This is a genomic window from Blautia sp. TF10-30, from assembly GCF_003481245.1.
Classification (GTDB): Bacteria; Bacillota; Clostridia; order Lachnospirales; family Lachnospiraceae; genus Fusicatenibacter; species Fusicatenibacter saccharivorans.
In genome coordinates this window covers 14,427-31,159 of the sequence record NZ_QUKM01000020.1, presented here as the reverse complement: position 1 = coordinate 31,159, position 16,733 = coordinate 14,427, and the positions used below count along the sequence as shown (strand labels likewise).

The window sequence follows — 16,733 nt, the reverse complement described above, 5'->3', positions numbered from 1 at the left end:
TTCTTCGTTATTCTATTATACACAGTCTATTCCGGTTTTTCCACCCAAAACTTTATGCTCCGAGGGTCGCTGCCATAACTGCTTTGATCGTATGCATACGGTTCTCTGCTTCTTCGAATACTCTCGACTGCGCAGATTCAAATACTTCATCGGTTACTTCCATCTCATTCAGGCCGTAGCGTTCGTGGATCTCTTTTCCGATCTTTGTTTTCAGATCGTGGAAGGACGGCAGGCAGTGCAGGAATACGGCGGTATCTTTTGCATTTGCCATTGCTTCTTTTGTGACACAGTACGGAGTCAGATCGTGGATTCTCTCCTCCCATACGCTGTCCGGCTCACCCATAGATACCCAGACATCGGTATAGATAACATCGGCATCTTTTGTTCCTTCTTTTACGTCCTCGGTGAGGGTGATGGTTGCACCGCTCTCCTTTGCATACTCCTCACACTGAGCCACAAGCTCTGCGTTCGGGAAGTATTTCTTCGGTGCACAGGCCACAAAATCCATTCCCATCTTGGCAGATGCAATCATCAGGGAATTTCCCATATTGTAGCGGGCGTCGCCCATGTAAACGAGTTTGATGCCTTTTAAGTGGCCGAACTCTTCCTGGATTGTCAGCATATCGGCGAGCATCTGGGTCGGGTGGTACTCGTTCGTCAGTCCGTTCCATACCGGGACTTTGGAATATTTTGCCAGTTCTTCTACAATCTCCTGACCAAATCCACGGTATTCAATTCCCTCATACATACCGGCAAGAACGCGGGCTGTATCTTTAATGCTCTCTTTTTTGCCGATCTGGGAACCGGTCGGATCCAGATACGTTGTTCCCATACCGAGATCATGTGCAGCTACCTCGAAGGAACAGCGGGTTCTGGTGCTGGTTTTCTCAAAAATCAGTGCAACGTTTTTACCACGCAGGGTATCCACCGGAATGCCTTTCTTTTTCTTCTCCTTCAGCTCTGCGGACAGGTCCAGCAGATAGGCAATCTCTTCCGGTGTAAAATCCTTCAATGTCAGAAAATCGCGTCCTTTTAAATCCATGGCTTGTTCCTCCTTATATCTGCATATGGTGTATTTTATTATTTCCTATACTGTGATGTTGGGTCAAAAGGTTTTTTGCCCCTTGGTTTCCTTGAATATTCTCTATTATGAAACAGGCCTGTTCATCTGTCAAGAGGAAAATGTATATTTTTGCGTATTTTCTTTATATTATTCATATAATATGCATTTTTATGCACTTTAAAAACACTCTCTTTCCATTTTTCCCGTTATCACGGCTGTCACCGGGGGCTCTTGTAACTGCGGACTTTTGTTCGCTGTCCATGAAAAATCTCCCACATCCGGCATCACGCTTTCTGTGGGAGAATTCTCTTTTTCTTATCGATTTATCTCTATTTTACTTCTGCACTTCTTTTCCTGCCGGCACTTTCTGCTCCTCCACAATACCTTTGAATGTGGTAGCCAGACTTGCCAGTCCCTGCAGATCGGACGGAACAACAATCTTTGTTGCCTTTCCATTTGCCAGAACGCCAAGTGCCTCAAGGCTCTTTAAGGTAAGAACGGCATCGTCCGCACCTGCTTCTTTGATCGCACGGATACCATCGGCATTTGCCTGCTGTACTTTGAGGATTGCCTCTGCCTGGCCTTCTGCCTCACGGATCCGTTTCTCTTTTTCTGCCTCTGCACGAAGAATCGCCGCCTGTTTTTCAGCCTCTGCATCGAGGATGGCCGACTGTTTTTTACCTTCGGCAACAAGGATGGTCGATTTTTTCTCTCCTTCTGCAATCAGGATTGCTTCACGGCGTTCACGCTCTGCCTTCATCTGTTTCTCCATTGCTTCCTGGATGGCTGCCGGAGGCATAATGTTTTTCAGCTCGACACGGTTTACTTTAATTCCCCACGGATCGGTCGCGATATCAAGCGCAGCCTGCATCTTCGTGTTGATGATCTCACGGGATGTCAGCGTTTCATCGAGCTCCAGATCTCCAATGATATTTCGAAGCGTTGTTGCCGTCAGGTTTTCAATTGCCATCAGCGGATTGACAACACCGTATGCAAACAGCTTCGGATCGGTAATCTGGAAGAATACAACGGTATCAATCTGCATCGTAACATTATCTTTTGTGATAACCGGCTGCGGCGGGAAATCCACCACCTGCTCTTTCAGGTTTACGCGAATCGCTACACGCTCGATAAACGGAACCTTAAAATGAAGACCGGTTGCCCAGGTGTCCTTGTATTTTCCAAGGCTCTCTACCACGTAAGCACTAGCCTGCGGTACAATTTTCACACACGATGCTGCGATAAACAATGCAACCACAAGAAGCAAAATCAATAAAATTCCTGCAACTCCTCCACCACTCATGTTTCATTTCCTCCTTCTTTTTCTTTGACCTTTACAATCAGCTTGACGCCTTCCACACGGAGCACCGTAACGACTGCATCCACGGGAATCGCACCTCCTTCGTTCTCTGTACGCGCAGTCCACATGTTCCCTCCAAGCGAAACCTTTCCGGTTCCCGCAAGATTGGAGATTTCTTCCGTCACGACTCCTTCCATGCCAACCACACGGTCCACGTTCGTCTTCAGTGTATCCTTATTCAGAAAGCGAACGGCGAGCGGACGTGTAAAAAACAGAAGTACCAGCGATACAACAAGAAACAGTACAATCTGAATTACAATCCCGGCTCCGCACATGGCAGCGATCAAAGCAACAAGCGCCCCACCTGCAAACCAGATCGTCGCAAGGCCAAGTGTTGCTGCCTCAATCACTAAAAAAATGACGAGTGCGATCAGCCAGTAAACCGGCAGGTAAGCTGTAATACCCATGCGTTTTTCCCCCTTTCTGAAAAAATTGGCTGTTGTATTCATCATACTATAATGATGAAAAAATAACAAGCAAAGTTAAAAACATTCAGAAAAAAGAAAGATTTGTCAGGAATCGTCTACAGACTGTCAATTCCAAGCCCGGACATGAAAACGAGGATTGCTGACAGAAAACCATATGCGTGAAGACGTAAAAATAATACGAGGGTGAAGCTTAATAGTTTCCAGAATACCGATTTGATTTGAACTACGTAATGCAGGCAATTCCATATCGTCAGAGTTTTTCGAACAAACGGATCTGACCCATATTGTTTCAGCAGCTTTCTGACCGCAGAAACATTTTTTCCTTCATATGTCATCTCTTCCTTCGCCAGATACATTGCACCAATCACCAGGTGAAACAGCATCAGGTCGCCATAAATGTGTGTTGCTCTGGCCGGTATTTTGGGGAATCACTTTTTTCTGTTTTCTCTCCAATACCTACCGCGTCCGCCATACAACACTGCGTCAGACATTAGCAGACTTCCGCGCCAATAACCAGAAAACCAAGCTGTTGAAAATTTTTGAAAATAACGATGTCCCGTAACTGGAAATCCAACAACATTTCCTGTAAAACTCCATAAGGATGGTCTGCACTTTTTGACTATCCGGTAGTATTTGTTTCAGAGTAAAAAAAGAGTAAGTGAACGTCTCCCCTTGTTCACTTACTCTTTTTTCTATACCGTCGATTCCATCTCATTTTTCATGACTTTGAACCGATCACAATCTATGGAAATGCATGCTCCCTCCGCCTATCCCCTTGCAAAGGTTCCACGCCTGTTTTTAATAAAAATGCTGATATCCGATCTGAATTCCGCTGCCGTAGCCGCTGTTGAAATACAGGCATCCGCCAACCGGACTCTCACCTGCAAGTGCAGCCTGTGCAGCTGCATAACAGTCACTTCTTGCTCCGCGGGAAAGCACGCTCTGGAAGGTTCCGGTCGCAACCGGTGTAAACTGTCCACCCTGATAAATAACGCCGGAAACACTGTTCGGGAAGGAACCGCTGTTGACACGGTTTACTACAACCGCTCCGACTGCCACCATTCCTGTGTAGCTCTCGCCGCCTGCCTCGCACTCGATCAGTGCTGCAAGCATTGCCACATCATTGCTGTCTGCGGAAATTACCGATGCACTGCCTGCTGTGGAGGCTACTGCTGCGCTGCTTGCCGCACAGGCCTGTGATGCCTGGTATTCCTCCATGGAAACGGCACCTTTTAACTCCTCTGAAAGTGTCACATAGTCTCCATGAACGTATGCGCTGCTTCCGCTGTACTGGATCTGATACCAGTCTGCCTCTTCGCCGAATACGCTGACCTCACCATTCTGTGTCAGTGTTCCGATCTGCGCGGAATCTGTGGATGCTGCCTCACGGACACGAAGGCTGTCCGCCTGAACAACTCCGGTGATACCGCACATATTGCGGTAATGTGCTTTTGCCTCTTCCCCAAATACCAGATATTCATTCTTTATGTAGCCTTCTACACCATTGGAAGAGATCTTGCTCCACTCGTCTCCTTTTTCTGTTACAGTAACCGCATAGCCCGGCATCAGAACTCCGACGATCTCGGAATCTGCGTTTGCCTCGCTGCGGATGTTGACATATCCTTCTACGTTTGCTGCAGCCATTGTGCTCCAGTCTGTTTTATTTAAAATGGTTTCTTCCTTTGTCTCTGCTTTTACGGGTGCAGCCATGATGACAGTCAGTGTGAGCACGCTCCCCAGGATGCCCGGCACATAACTTTTTTTGAATGTCATACTTACCTCCTGAACAATTATTACGTTTTTGTTACATCTTGTTACAAACCGATTCTACCAGTGTTACATCTTTTTGTCAACTAGAATATTTCGACAACATTCCTGTCTTTTCCCATCGTTTTTTTCATAGAACCCACAATTTTTCACCACTTTTCCGCTTTTTTGACGAATTGGATTGGTTTTTATTCCCACTTTTTCTTCTGCATGCGGCCTGCCTGGAATACTTTTCCGTGTCTTGTTTCCTTCTTTTTATTTTGCTTTTGTTTCACATTCTGCCCTTTCTGCCCTCTTTTTCCGCAAATATTTTTTAAGAAATTGTGACAGTTCTTTTTCTATTTTTCGACATGCATTACAAACCTTTTCCACTTTTGACGCATTTTCAAATTTTCTTTTAACTTTTTATTTTTACATGATATTTCTTTCTACATATGGTATAATCTTTAAAAAGAAAGAAAATTTATATTTTATCAATTATTTTTCTTTCAATTTATACGTGAAACTTACCGCAGGAAAATAAAACAGACCGACATTAGAAACCGATCAGGTGAAAGGAGGATGTCATATGTTACACAGCACACAGACAACGAAAAAACACACAGGAAATTTGATTCTGAGATTCGGAATGGCAGGCCTCCTGGCGGCCGGATTATTTTTTTCCGCTCCGTATTCGGCAGCAGCCGAGACAGTTCCAAGTGCAGAAAATACAGACGCCGGTGAAATTACCATTCACTTCACCCATTACGATGCACAGGACCTGGAGTTCTATCTGAACACCGATCAGGCGGCTCTTGCTTTTACCGATGCTACCCTGACATTTCAGGATTCCACAATGGATGCGCCGGTCACCATGTCATATCTTTCCGATGATGGTTCCTATGTCCTGTATCAGAACAGCGAACCGGTCGAGGAAGTAAACGGAACGTTCTCCGTATCGATGGTTACGGAACCTGGCTACACACTGGATATGGATCAGATTTCCTTCTATGTTAATGGACAGGCCGTTTCCAATGGCGGTTCCGTTGTGATTACGGATTCTTCGGCGGCAATGACTTCTCTTGTTTACTGTACCGCAATCCCGGAAACACCGGCAACTGACCCGGAGCCATCTCTTCCGGAAGAGCCATCTGCACCGGAAGTTCCGGAAGAACCGGCCGCTCCAGAACCATCCGTTCCGGAACAGCCATCCGCACCGGCAGAAACCCCGATCGTGGTACAGCCATCTGCTTCGGAACAGCCGGCACAGGAAAATATTCTTCCGGAAACCGCAGCTCCTGCATCCAAAACCACACCGGAACAGGTTCCTGCATCCGAACCGATCGCAGCAGAACCGATTGCCAGCGCAGTTGTTACAGAAGACGAAGAAGTTGATCTTTCCACCATCCACCCGGAAGTTACCGCATCCGCTGTTACTTCTTCCAGCCAGCTTCCAGCTGCAACGCAAATTGTACCATCTGTCAGAACAACAGACCCGGATGCACAGATTATTACTTCGGAAACTGCAGCTCTTGAAAATGCCGCACAGGCCGAGAATACACAGACTGCACACACAGGAATCGGCTCCTGGTTCCATCAGCGAACAAATCAGATCCTCGCAGTCATGATCGCTGTGATCCTGCTTCTGATCCTGATCGAATCACTTCTGGCACTAAAGGATTCCATGAATCAGAAAAGATCGCATCGCTTCTATTAAAAATAAGGTCCATAATAAAAAATAAGCATACAAAAAGAAGGAACGTATCTCATGAAACATGGGATACGTTCCTTCTCTTATATTATTTTTTATCCTCTTTTTTTCGCAGCCGCTTTCTGAATCTCACAGAAATCGTGCAGCGCCTGACGGCCGATTTTTACGATTTTACGGATGTTGATGGAATTTGTTCCGCCCTGACGCGGCTTGAAGCTGATCGGAATGAAACGGATTTTCCGGTGAAAATACGCTCCGAAGGCAGTCAGCAGTGCGTTCGGCAGATTGTAGTTTTCCGGCATCAGCGGCAGATACTCGGCCACGTAGTCTGTTTTCATCAGACGGAACGGGGCATTTGCATCCGGCACGGATACGTGGAAATAGGTCCAGAGCACCGCGCACAGCACTTTTTCCACGACAGCGCGGGAAAAGCCGTCGCCGCGGCTTGTGCGGTTTCCGAAAATGGCGTCGTAGCCCTCGCGGATCTGCCAGAACTTTTCGAACTCCGCCGGATCGGTCTGACCGTCGGAATCGGTCTGGAAGATATAGTCCGCACCGTTTTCAAGTGCATAGCGGTAGCCGTACAGAACGGTGGAACCGTGGCCGCCGTTTGGCTTCGTCAGCACGGTGAGCAACGGGCGGGTTTCGCACTCTGCTGAAGCAATTTCATACGTATCGTCGCGGCTTCCGTCGTTGATGATCACAAGACGGGACGCACCGCCGCCGTTATGCTTCTCCACGACGGGACACCATTCCTCGATCGTTCTTTTGATATTTTCCGACTCATTATAGGCTGGTATTACAATATATAAGGTATCCATTGGTATTCTCCTTGCATTTCCTTCCATCCATTATACAGGATTTCTTTTCATTGCGAAAGATGCTCTCATGGAGAAAATTTCCCAGTACCGTTCGTTTGTTATTCTTCCCACAGTTTCTGCGGATAACGGCCCTCGTCTTTTAATTTCTGCAGTGCTGCCATGACATTTTCTTTGTCTTCTTTGTACGTTACGCCGTACCAGTTATCATAGGAGCGGAGTACGGTGACTTCCGCTTTTTTCTCCTGCAGCAGTTCATCGACAATGAACGGCAGGAAGTATTCGCCTTTTAACGGGTTAGTTTTGTATACATCCTCGAGGAACGGCAGGAAGCGGCGTTTCAGCTCAATCAGGATACTCGGTGTGAAGCCCCAGAGGTTCATGGAAACGATCGTTCCCTGCGGCAGTCCGGTCCAGGTTGCGCCGTCATCCTCGGTGTATTCGGCCTGTCCGCCGTGGTTTTCGATTCTTGTGCGCTCATGAATGCCGACAAGGTGGTTCTGGTCGTCTGCGGTGCAGATACCGCGGGCTACGTGGCCATTGTCGGTCAGGGTTTTGTACAGGTCGTAGGCAACCATCGCGTACTGATAGGTCGCGCCGTCCTGCTCGGTTGTCAGCTGGCGGTAGATCTCCTCGAATGCCGTTCTTCCATAATAATCATCGGAATTGATGACGGCGAACGGTGCGCCGTCGATGGCTTCTGCCGCACAGAGAATCGCATGACCGGTTCCCCACGGTTTGACGCGGCCTTCCGGCACTTCGTAGCCTTTCGGGAGAACGTCGAGTTCCTGGTAAGCATACTCTACATCCATGTATTTCTCAATTCGCTTGCCGATGCCCTCGCGGAATGCCTCGTCGATGGCTTTTTTGATGATAAAGATGACTTTCTCAAAGCCTGCCTGTTTTGCATCATAAATGGAAAAGTCGATAATCATATTTCCGTACGGGTCAACCGGATCAATCTGTTTTAATCCGCCGTAACGGCTTCCCATTCCTGCTGCCATGATGACTAATACTGGTTTTTTGCTCATGATGTTCTCTCCTTTTTATTCTCCAAAATAAGCTTTTAATCTCTCCGCAAAGTCTGCCGGGATTTCTCTTTCAAATGGAAATGGTTCTGCATCCGCCAGATACTCGGCGATTTCGCCCAGGACACCGGCGCTCCGGTTCAGTGACCAGGCGGAGATCCAGTCGATCGTATCGTGGCAGGTGTGCATGCCGAAACCATCGCGGTTCAGCGTCATCGCCGGGATGCCCTTCCATGCGAAGGTGTTGGAATCGCTGCTCCAGATGTTGTTGATGAGCGATACGCCTTTGTCCGCCTGTTTTAAGTGCTCCATGATCGCGTCGCATGCCTCTTTCGTTGCTGCCACGCCAAGCACGGTTCCGCCGATGGCCTGTCCGGCGAGGTCGACGTTCATGTTGAAGCGGTGCTGCGTCAGCTCGGCTTCATGCGCTTTCACATACGCCCGGCTTCCGCAGAGACCCAGCTCCTCCGCGCCGAACCAGATGCATTCCAGTGTCCGTTTCGGGCGGTTTTCGGCGAAGTAGTGTGCCAGCTCCATGATGATCGCTGCGCCCGCCATGTTGTCGTATGCACCAGGTCCCTGCGGAACGGAATCGTAATGAGCCGTCAGCGTCAGGATTTCCTCTGGCTGCTCGGTTCCCGGGATGCGCAGGATGATATTTTTCGACGTTCTCCTGATTTTTTTCTGCTGTAAAACGAGGCGTGCACGGCTCGCTCCCCGTTCTACCAGTTCCATCGCATCAAGATAATGAATGACGGCGCACGGCAGTTTCGGATTTTTTACGCCGCGCAGGGTGCGGTAGTCCGGCAGGCGGTCCTCGTCTTTGTCCAGCGGCGTTCCGGTCAGGATCAGAAATCCGACGGCTCCTGCTTTTTCCAGTTTTTCATAGTTTTCTGCATTGGCACCGCCGTTGATCAGGACGATTTTCCCTTCTGCATGGGAAAGGCTGACCGGGTCGCCGTTTTCTACGTAGAGGAATGGTGCCTCCATGCCTTCCGGAGCGGTATTGGCTGCCGCGAAGCAGCCGCGGACGGTGTATGTTTTCTCATATGGCTCTGTGACCGTAAAGACAGCTTCGTCAACCTGCCATGTCTCAATCTCGAACGGCTCGCGGCGGATCTGCAATTCGCCCTGCCCCCATTTTTCTGCGATTTCAGAAAGTTCTTTTTCGATCCGGCAGGCTGCTTTTTCTTCGCCTTTCGTTCCGGCTTCGCGGATGTAGTTAAACTGGCTGACGAACGCATACTGCCGCTGGCCGCTGATGGTATTTGCTTTCATAATAATGTTATGTCCTTTTCTTTTCTTTTTTTATTTTCTTAAAGTTCTTCCAGTACCGCTCTCGCGCTGCGCACGGCTTTAACATCGGTGCGGTAGAGGGTGTATTCGCTTAAGGATGGAAGTCCCATGTTCACATTTTCTTTCCGATACTGCATCGGGCTCGCCAGTTCGATTTTTCCGGACATGTGGTAGGCGGTCACGCCGGTTTTCAGATACAGCTCGCGGATCGCATCCGCGCAAATACCGCCGCCCGCCTGAATACGGATGCGTCCCGCCGCCTGGCGCTGCAGTTCGGCGAGAAGCTCTGCTCCTTTTACCGCACTGTTCTGCTGACCGGAGGTGAGAATGGTGTTCATACCGAGCGATACCGCCTGCTCAAGCGCTTCTTTCGGATCGCGGCAGACATCGAACGCGCGGTGCAGCGTCACAGACATGCCGTTTGCCGCCTCCATCAGCTGTTCCATCGCTGTCATATTCATTGTTCCATCCTCTTTCAGCACGCCGATCACAACGCCCTCTGCACCGAGTTCGCGATACATCGCAACTTCCTCGCAAATTTCTTCTAATTCATATGGGGTGTAGCAGAAATCCCCGAACCGCGGGCGGATCAGTGCATGAATCGGAATGGTTGTCTGTCTGCGGATCACCTCAAACAGCTTCGAACCCGGCGTTGTTCCGCCGATCACCAGATTCTGACACAGCTCCAGCCGGCTTGCCCCGCCTTTTGCCGCCGCAAGCGCCGACTCCGCCGAGTCCACACAGACTTCCAGGATATAATCGTTCATAAAATTCCCTCTGTTTTCGTAAGTTTTCTTTCTCTATCATACCCTATTTAGGGCGATTAGGAAAGAGCTTCTTTGGTTCACTTTCGTTCACTTCTGCTTCTGATGCAGATATTTTTCTCTCGTTGCCATGCCGCCGCGAATGTGGCGTTCAGACTTGTTCACATCCAGAATTTTCCTCGCCTCTGCCGCCAGACCCGGATTCACCTGTACCAGACGTGATGTCAGATCCTTATGCACGGTACTTTTGCTCACTCCGAATTTTTTCGCCGTCTGCCGTACGGTCGCTTTCGTCTCAATCATGTAAATTGCTGTCTCCACAGCACGCTCTTCGATATAGTCCCTCACAAAAAGCCTCCGAAGACGCTGTTTTTACAGTGTATTCGGAGGCTTTGATGGGTATGTCTTCTATTTTATTATTTGTAATATACCCATACCGCTTTTGTCTGTTCCAGCACCTGATCGATATCCCAGGTTTTTTCGGAATTTTTTCTGCTGTTTGGGTCGTTGATTTTCAGTCTGCCATTCTGCAATCCGGTAAGAACGATAAAATGACCGTTGCTGGTAAACTCCCCGGGTCCCATCAGGGCAATGATGGGGTTTCCGGCCTGCAGGTTGTTTTCCACCCGTTCCCGTTCCACAGGGATTTCTTTGCTGGAAAGGCCGATCTGCCGGGCTCCTTCCAGCATCAGAGACCAGGCGGTTCCGCTGCCGTCTACGGCATAGCCGTTCTGTGAGGCAAAATCGGCGACCCAGCGCGGATTTTTTGTGATATCGCCAGTCATGAAAATGGCAACCATGGAAAGTGCTGTCGGTCCGCAGCCGCTTAATCCCATCACTTCACCGGCATATCGGTGATAGCCCCATCTCTGATCCCACTGCAAGAGAAGCGGAACCTCCGATGCGGATGACAGGTCGCTCAGGTCAATCTCCGGCTCCTCCTCTTTTTTCAACGGATATTCTTCGACGAACGTCTCCGTCTCATTGTTTCTCTCGTAAAGCGACAACAGCTCCTCCGGGTACTGATCCATTGAAATGCCGTTTGCTTTCGCATACCGTTGGATCGGATTCTGCCGGAAGCGCCGCACACCGCCCAAAAACAGAAGACAGCCGAACAGCAATAGCAGCCCGCGGATCCGCCATACCTTTCTTTTTCGTCTCCGTGCTCTTTCTCTTCTTTGTATTATCCTTCTTTGTGTCATTCTTTTTTGTTCTGCTATCTCTTGCCATTCCAGTGTATTGTTTTCACGGATCATGAAAAATCCCCCTCCCGATCTTATGGTGTACTCCCAAAATCTTTCTGTGCCTGATTTTGTGAGATGATTGAGAGTACATTCTTCCTTTTCATCATAACAAATTTCCGATTTTTCTTTTTGTATATTTTCCGAAGAAAAACTGCTTTTTTTCCGTCTGCTTTCTTAAGATTTTTTGTATCTGTGCAAAGCCATGCGAAACGGAAGCAAAACCGCAAGCAGGAAAAAGATGGCAAATTCCGGAAATATCATTGAGAAAAAAGTTCAAAAATGGTAAAATAGGAAAAACAACATCTTTAAGCGGAGGATAAAACAAAATGAAAAAACTGAAAGTAAAAAAAGGCAGCACCTGTATGGCTTGTCTTGCCTGTGTGGGAGCATGTTCTGAGGCATTTTATAAGGTATTTGATCCGGACAAGGCATGTCTGCAGATCGTAGAGAAAAAGTCTGTTCGCCCGATCGCCTGTCCGCAGTGCGGTAAATGTGCCGAGGCCTGTCCGGAAGGCGCCATCACCCAGAACCCGAAGGGCGTTTACATGATCAACAAGAAAAAATGTACGGGATGCGGAGCCTGTGCGAAGGCCTGTCCATTTGGCCTGATCGTAAAAACCGAGGGAAATCCGGCTTCCAAATGTATCGCCTGCGGTATCTGCGCGAAAGCCTGCCCGATGGATGTACTGGAAGTTGTGGACGAATAATGATCCGAACTCTTAGATACCGCCAGGATCTCATGTAAGCACAGATCCTGACTCATTGCTCACATAAACATAAAAATGCACTGTGGAACGTCGTCGGACAATTCCACAGTGCATTTTTCTGTTAAACGAAAAACAATTGATTCCCGCTCGCCGCTTGGCAGAATGATCGATGCCCGTTTCCGCAGACAGCATTCCGACAAAAAGGGACAAAATTTACAATTTTACTCCCGCGCCAGCAGAACCATCGATTTTGCCGGAAGCATCATGCTTTCTTTCATCTCTGCTCCATCCTCTGCACAGCGTTTTCCATCGCAGAGCAGTTTCCAGTTTCCTTCCGGGAGTTTCTGCAAAGCTTCTTTTTCCCATGGATTGTAGAAGACGCAGACTGCGCGGCCATTCGGGTATTCCAGTTCGTAACCTGCGATCTGGTTTTCACGGAAAAATGTCTTTTTACAGTCCGGCTCGCACGTTCCGTATGCCTGAAATTTTCGGCGCAGAGCGAGAAGACCACGGTAATAGTCCACCAGCTCTTCCTGCTCTAAGGCGCGTGTCCAGTCAATTTTGTTGAGCTGCCACGACGATTTGAAGCTGTTTCCTTCGCCATGCTTCGTGCGCGCAAATTCCTCACCCGCCTGGAAAAACGGCATTCCCTTGCAGGTCATCACAATGCCCGCCGCCAGACGGTTCATCGAAAGCGTCCGCTCATCCATCTTGTCAAAATCCGGCTCCGCATCCTCCTTCCGCTTCGGATCGGACAGTTTTAATTTATCCCACAGTGTATAATTATCATGTGCCGACACATACGGAATCAGCTGGCTCGCATTGCGCGGCTCGTAGGCTCCTTTTCCGTCCATCCAGCCATCTGTCGCAGAAAGTATTCCTGCGGAAAGACGCTCTTTTCCATTGACATAGCCTCCCTCTGCGGCAATAAAAACGCTTCCCTTGATCGAATCTCTCGTATCGTCGCAGAACATGGAAATGCCATCCATCAGCCTTCCGATATTCTGTTTATCCGACGGAAAATATCCCTCCTGCATTGCGCTTGCCGCTGCTTTCCACGGTTCACCGTAAACCAGAATCTCCTCGCCGCGCGGCATCCGGTTCAGAGCTGTGCGGATCGCATTCATGGTCTCCGTGTCATGCAGTGCCATCAGATCGAAGCGGAAACCGTCGATATGATATTCCTTCGCCCAGTAACAAACCGAGTGAACCATAAAGCGGCGGAACATCTCCCTTTCACTTGCCGTCTCGTTTCCACAGTCGGAGCCATTGGAAATCGTGCCATCCTCCCATTCACGGTAATAATAATAAGGAACTGTTTTCTGAAGCGGCGAATCGAGATTGTACGTATGATTGTATACCACATCCATAATCACACCGATGCCGGCCTTATGCAGCGCCTGAACCATTTCCTTCATTTCCCGGATACGTACCTCCCCGTGGAACGGATCGGTTGCATAGGATCCCTCCGGCACATTGTACTGCACCGGGTCATATCCCCAGTTGAACGCTTCCGCATCATCTTCCGGCACACTGCCAAAATCGAAAACAGGAAGCAGATGCACATGAGAAATGCCAAGCGATTTCAGGTAATCGAACCCCGTCGCATGAATCCCGTCGCCGTTCAGCGTCGTGCCTTCTTCCGTAAACGCCAGAAACTTTCCACGGTGTTTATCCGAAATACCGGAATGCGGATCACTCGAAAAATCTTTCACATGAAGCTCATACACACAACGATCCTCCGGCCGGATTTCCGGTCTTTCATCCTGCTCCCAGCCTGCCGGGTCCGTCTCTGCAAGATTCACCACCATGCTCCGCTCCGAATCAATACCGGAAGCCACGCCGTACGGATCTGTCGTATCAAAGACACCATCCGAGTGCAGGATATGATACGTATAATACGTTCCATACCAGGCTCCCTGCATTGCACAGCTCCAGACACCCTTTTCGCCGCGCGTCATCGCAATCGAGGCTATTTTTCGGTCCCCGCGCTCACGGCTGCTGCCGCAGGAAAACAGTTCCAGTGAAACCTCCATTACTGTCGGCGCCCAGAGCTTCCACTCTGTCACAAACTGCTCATCCTTTTTCGGCATCTGCCAGTTTTCATCACATTCCCTGCTCTTTCTCACCGAGACACCGAGGTCATCTCCTTCGTACGTAAAGTTTTCCACAAATTCTTCCGATTCAAAAAAGCTTTTCCACTCCGCCGGCGTTCTTTTCACCACCGCATTCATCTTCTTTCCCTCCATTTCTTTGTAAACCCGCAGAATCTCTCCGACACTCCACGCCTGCGCATAGCAGCCCTTCGACATCACCGGCGCCGCACCATCATAAATCTCCGCCAGATGAAACAGACATCCTTCCTGCATCCAGCTCGCAAGACGGTCCAGTCCGCGGCGCACTTCCTGTTTTCCCTCCTTCGGGAAATAGTTCAGCACCGCACGGAAATACGCCCCAAGCGGAAATCCCCAGACTGTCCCCTGATGATATGCCCTGTCACGCTCCGGCTGGCTTCCGCCGATCCATGGATGAAACGCCGGATCCTCCATCTCCAATGACCGCAGTCCTGCTGTCGTATACAGCTTTTCTTTGACCGCCTGTAAGATCCGCTGCCCCTGCTTCTGACTCACCATCTGAAACGGAAGCGCCAGCACAAAGACCTGATTGCATCGGAACTGCTTCTCTTCATACGTGCCGTTCAGCACATCCTTCAGATATCCTTCCTCTTCCATCCAGAACTTTTCGAGAAAACTCTTCTTCACCTGCCCCGCAAGCTTCCCATACACCGATCCATCCTTTCCGACAAACGGCGCCAGCTCTTCCAGAATCCTCAGACCATTATACCAGTACGCATTAATCTCCACCGGCTTCCCGTGACGCGGTGTCGGCAGCTCCTTGTCAATCCGCACATCCATCCACGTCACCTGTTCCAGACCGCCCCCGGCCATAATCAGCCCGTCACTGTCCATTTTAATATGGAAATCCGTTCCCTTCTGATACCAGAACACAATATCCTCCATCACCGGAAACGCCTCGCACACAAACTCCAGATCTCCTGTTTCAAGGTAATACTCATACACCACATCCAAAAACAAAAGGGCCGCATCCACCGTATTATACATCGGAAGCGCATCCCCCTCCGGAAACAGGTTCGGCATCAGTCCTTCTTTTGTATATGCCATAAAAGTCCGAAGAATGCTCTTACACTCCTCATACTCCCCAATTGCCAGCGTGCACCCCGGCAGCGAAATCATCGTATCCCGCCCCCAGTCCGCAAAATAAGGAAAACCAGCCATAATACTCTTCCCACCTGTCGATGCCCGTTCCGTAATATACTGACTCGCACTCACCGCCAGCCGCTTTCCCACCGGATCAGAAATCCCGGACTTTTCCGCAATCGCCTCCTGCCGCTTCTCTTCCCCTTCTATCCACAGCGCAATCCTTTCCTCATCCCACTTATCCACATCATCCGCGAGACTATACACAACAAAAAAGACCTGCTCCCTGCCGTCTCCCGTCATCTCAAACCGAATCCGGTGATTCACGACAGCACTTCCGATGCCATCTCTTCCATCCCGCGCATCCTGCTCAAAAAACAAATCCCTCCAGATCCTCTCCTTCTCCATCTGAAGCTCCCCATTCGTTCCATAAGAAAGAATCACACCATTACTCGCAATGCACTTCCGGTCCACCGCAAAATTCTGCCCCTCCTGCAGCTGCTCTCCCTTCGCCGCAAACCGCATCACCGGCCGAACCGAAAAACTCCCCTTCTTCCCACTTCTCACCCGATACCGGACAAGAACCGTATTCTCCCCCTGAACCATCCCAATCGTCTTCTCAATTTCAATCCCCTTCACCCGGTAAAACCATACCGGCAGACTCCCCATCTCAAATCCTTCCAGAAACCGAAACCCCTCCACATTCTGCGTCCGATTCACAAACTCCTGTGAAAACAGCTCCGTTTCCTCTCCATCCACCTCCAACGTCTCCCAGACATTCGAAATCAGATGCTCCCGCACCGTAGGCGCCTTCAATGCTCCCATTAACAGCGCCTGATCATTCCTCGCCGCATTCCCCATCACCGTCAGCGAACAATAACCTCCCAGTCCGTTTGTCAGCAAAAAACACTTCTTTTCTCCACTCCGGAAATCCATCCACTCCGAAGCATTCAGTCGAATCCTATCCATACCCAAAAACCTCCAAATTTCACACAATATCTTCCCGAAACTTTTCTGTTTTCATAAAATCAAGCACAAAAAACTCCGAAAATATTTTTTTTCATTCTATCTCCAAACTTTGCACCAGTCAACAAACTCACGCCGATTCGCCCTCCAGGCGAATCCAGCCCCTCTCCCCGTCCTCCAACACACTCTCCCCTTCCACACACAACAATCTCACGCCGATCTGCCCTCCGGGCAGATCCAGACCACTCCTCCCGTCCTCCAACCCCAGGATCTGGCTCCGGCGTCGTGGCACCTGCCGCGCAGACAGGCGCATTGGCATCGGCGGCATGCGGATGATGCACACGTGGGAGGCGGTGGATTGAGGATGACGGACGGCCATCCAGG

General features: G+C 49.5%; 13 protein-coding genes. 2 read left to right on the top strand and 11 right to left on the bottom strand.

Annotated features, from left to right (window positions below):
- Window positions 1-52 precede the first annotated feature (52 nt).
- The 4 genes from argF to DXD02_RS14155 form a co-directional block, all read right to left on the bottom strand.
- A complete protein-coding gene (argF, locus tag DXD02_RS14175) occupies window positions 53-1,042 on the bottom strand; it encodes an ornithine carbamoyltransferase (protein WP_118667017.1) in 990 nt (329 codons plus the stop codon).
- A 355-nt stretch (window positions 1,043-1,397) separates the two neighbouring features.
- A complete protein-coding gene (locus DXD02_RS14170; protein ID WP_117510131.1) occupies window positions 1,398-2,366 on the bottom strand; it encodes an SPFH domain-containing protein in 969 nt (322 codons plus the stop codon).
- The gene (locus DXD02_RS14165; protein ID WP_118667016.1) at window positions 2,363-2,830 is read right to left on the bottom strand and encodes an NfeD family protein; all 468 of its coding nucleotides are present in this window, start codon (window positions 2,828-2,830) and stop codon (window positions 2,363-2,365) included. Before DXD02_RS14165 ends, DXD02_RS14170 begins: the two co-directional genes overlap by 4 nt.
- 819 nt (window positions 2,831-3,649) lie before the next feature.
- On the bottom strand, window positions 3,650-4,624 hold the full coding sequence (locus tag DXD02_RS14155; RefSeq protein ID WP_118667015.1) for a cell wall hydrolase: 975 nt from the start codon (window positions 4,622-4,624) through the stop codon (window positions 3,650-3,652).
- Between the two features lie 562 nt (window positions 4,625-5,186).
- Between DXD02_RS14155 and DXD02_RS14150 the strand changes: the two genes are divergently transcribed.
- Window positions 5,187-6,314 (top strand): hypothetical protein, encoded by a 1,128-nt coding sequence (locus DXD02_RS14150; protein ID WP_118667014.1) that lies wholly within the window; start codon window positions 5,187-5,189, stop codon window positions 6,312-6,314.
- A gap of 89 nt (window positions 6,315-6,403) precedes the next feature.
- Here DXD02_RS14150 and DXD02_RS14145 read toward each other — a convergent pair whose 3' ends face one another.
- The 6 genes from DXD02_RS14145 to DXD02_RS14120 all read right to left on the bottom strand — a co-directional run bounded on the left by DXD02_RS14145 (window position 6,404) and on the right by DXD02_RS14120 (window position 11,470).
- Window positions 6,404-7,129, bottom strand: coding sequence for a glycosyltransferase family 2 protein (locus DXD02_RS14145; RefSeq protein ID WP_118667013.1), 726 nt, complete (start codon window positions 7,127-7,129; stop codon window positions 6,404-6,406).
- A gap of 98 nt (window positions 7,130-7,227) precedes the next feature.
- Complete coding sequence (locus DXD02_RS14140; RefSeq protein WP_117805263.1) at window positions 7,228-8,157, bottom strand: nucleotidyltransferase family protein; 930 nt, start codon at window positions 8,155-8,157, stop codon at window positions 7,228-7,230.
- A 15-nt stretch (window positions 8,158-8,172) separates the two neighbouring features.
- On the bottom strand, window positions 8,173-9,432 hold the full coding sequence (locus tag DXD02_RS14135) for a M20/M25/M40 family metallo-hydrolase (RefSeq protein ID WP_117805264.1): 1,260 nt from the start codon (window positions 9,430-9,432) through the stop codon (window positions 8,173-8,175).
- 38 nt (window positions 9,433-9,470) lie between these two features.
- Window positions 9,471-10,217: a copper homeostasis protein CutC gene (locus tag DXD02_RS14130; protein ID WP_117805265.1), complete on the bottom strand. Its 747-nt coding sequence runs from the start codon at window positions 10,215-10,217 to the stop codon at window positions 9,471-9,473.
- An 87-nt stretch (window positions 10,218-10,304) separates the two neighbouring features.
- The gene (gene spoIIID, locus DXD02_RS14125; RefSeq protein WP_055220903.1) at window positions 10,305-10,562 is read right to left on the bottom strand and encodes a sporulation transcriptional regulator SpoIIID; all 258 of its coding nucleotides are present in this window, start codon (window positions 10,560-10,562) and stop codon (window positions 10,305-10,307) included.
- Between the two features lie 68 nt (window positions 10,563-10,630).
- Window positions 10,631-11,470: a C39 family peptidase gene (locus DXD02_RS14120; protein WP_117805266.1), complete on the bottom strand. Its 840-nt coding sequence runs from the start codon at window positions 11,468-11,470 to the stop codon at window positions 10,631-10,633.
- 314 nt (window positions 11,471-11,784) lie between these two features.
- Here DXD02_RS14120 and DXD02_RS14110 point away from each other — a divergent pair, with 314 nt between their 5' ends.
- Complete coding sequence (locus DXD02_RS14110) at window positions 11,785-12,165, top strand: 4Fe-4S binding protein (protein ID WP_117805267.1); 381 nt, start codon at window positions 11,785-11,787, stop codon at window positions 12,163-12,165.
- Between the two features lie 221 nt (window positions 12,166-12,386).
- Here the strand turns inward: DXD02_RS14110 and pulA are convergent, their stop codons facing one another.
- The gene (pulA, locus tag DXD02_RS15495) at window positions 12,387-16,352 is read right to left on the bottom strand and encodes a type I pullulanase (RefSeq protein WP_117805268.1); all 3,966 of its coding nucleotides are present in this window, start codon (window positions 16,350-16,352) and stop codon (window positions 12,387-12,389) included.
- Between the last annotated feature and the right edge of the window lie 381 nt (window positions 16,353-16,733).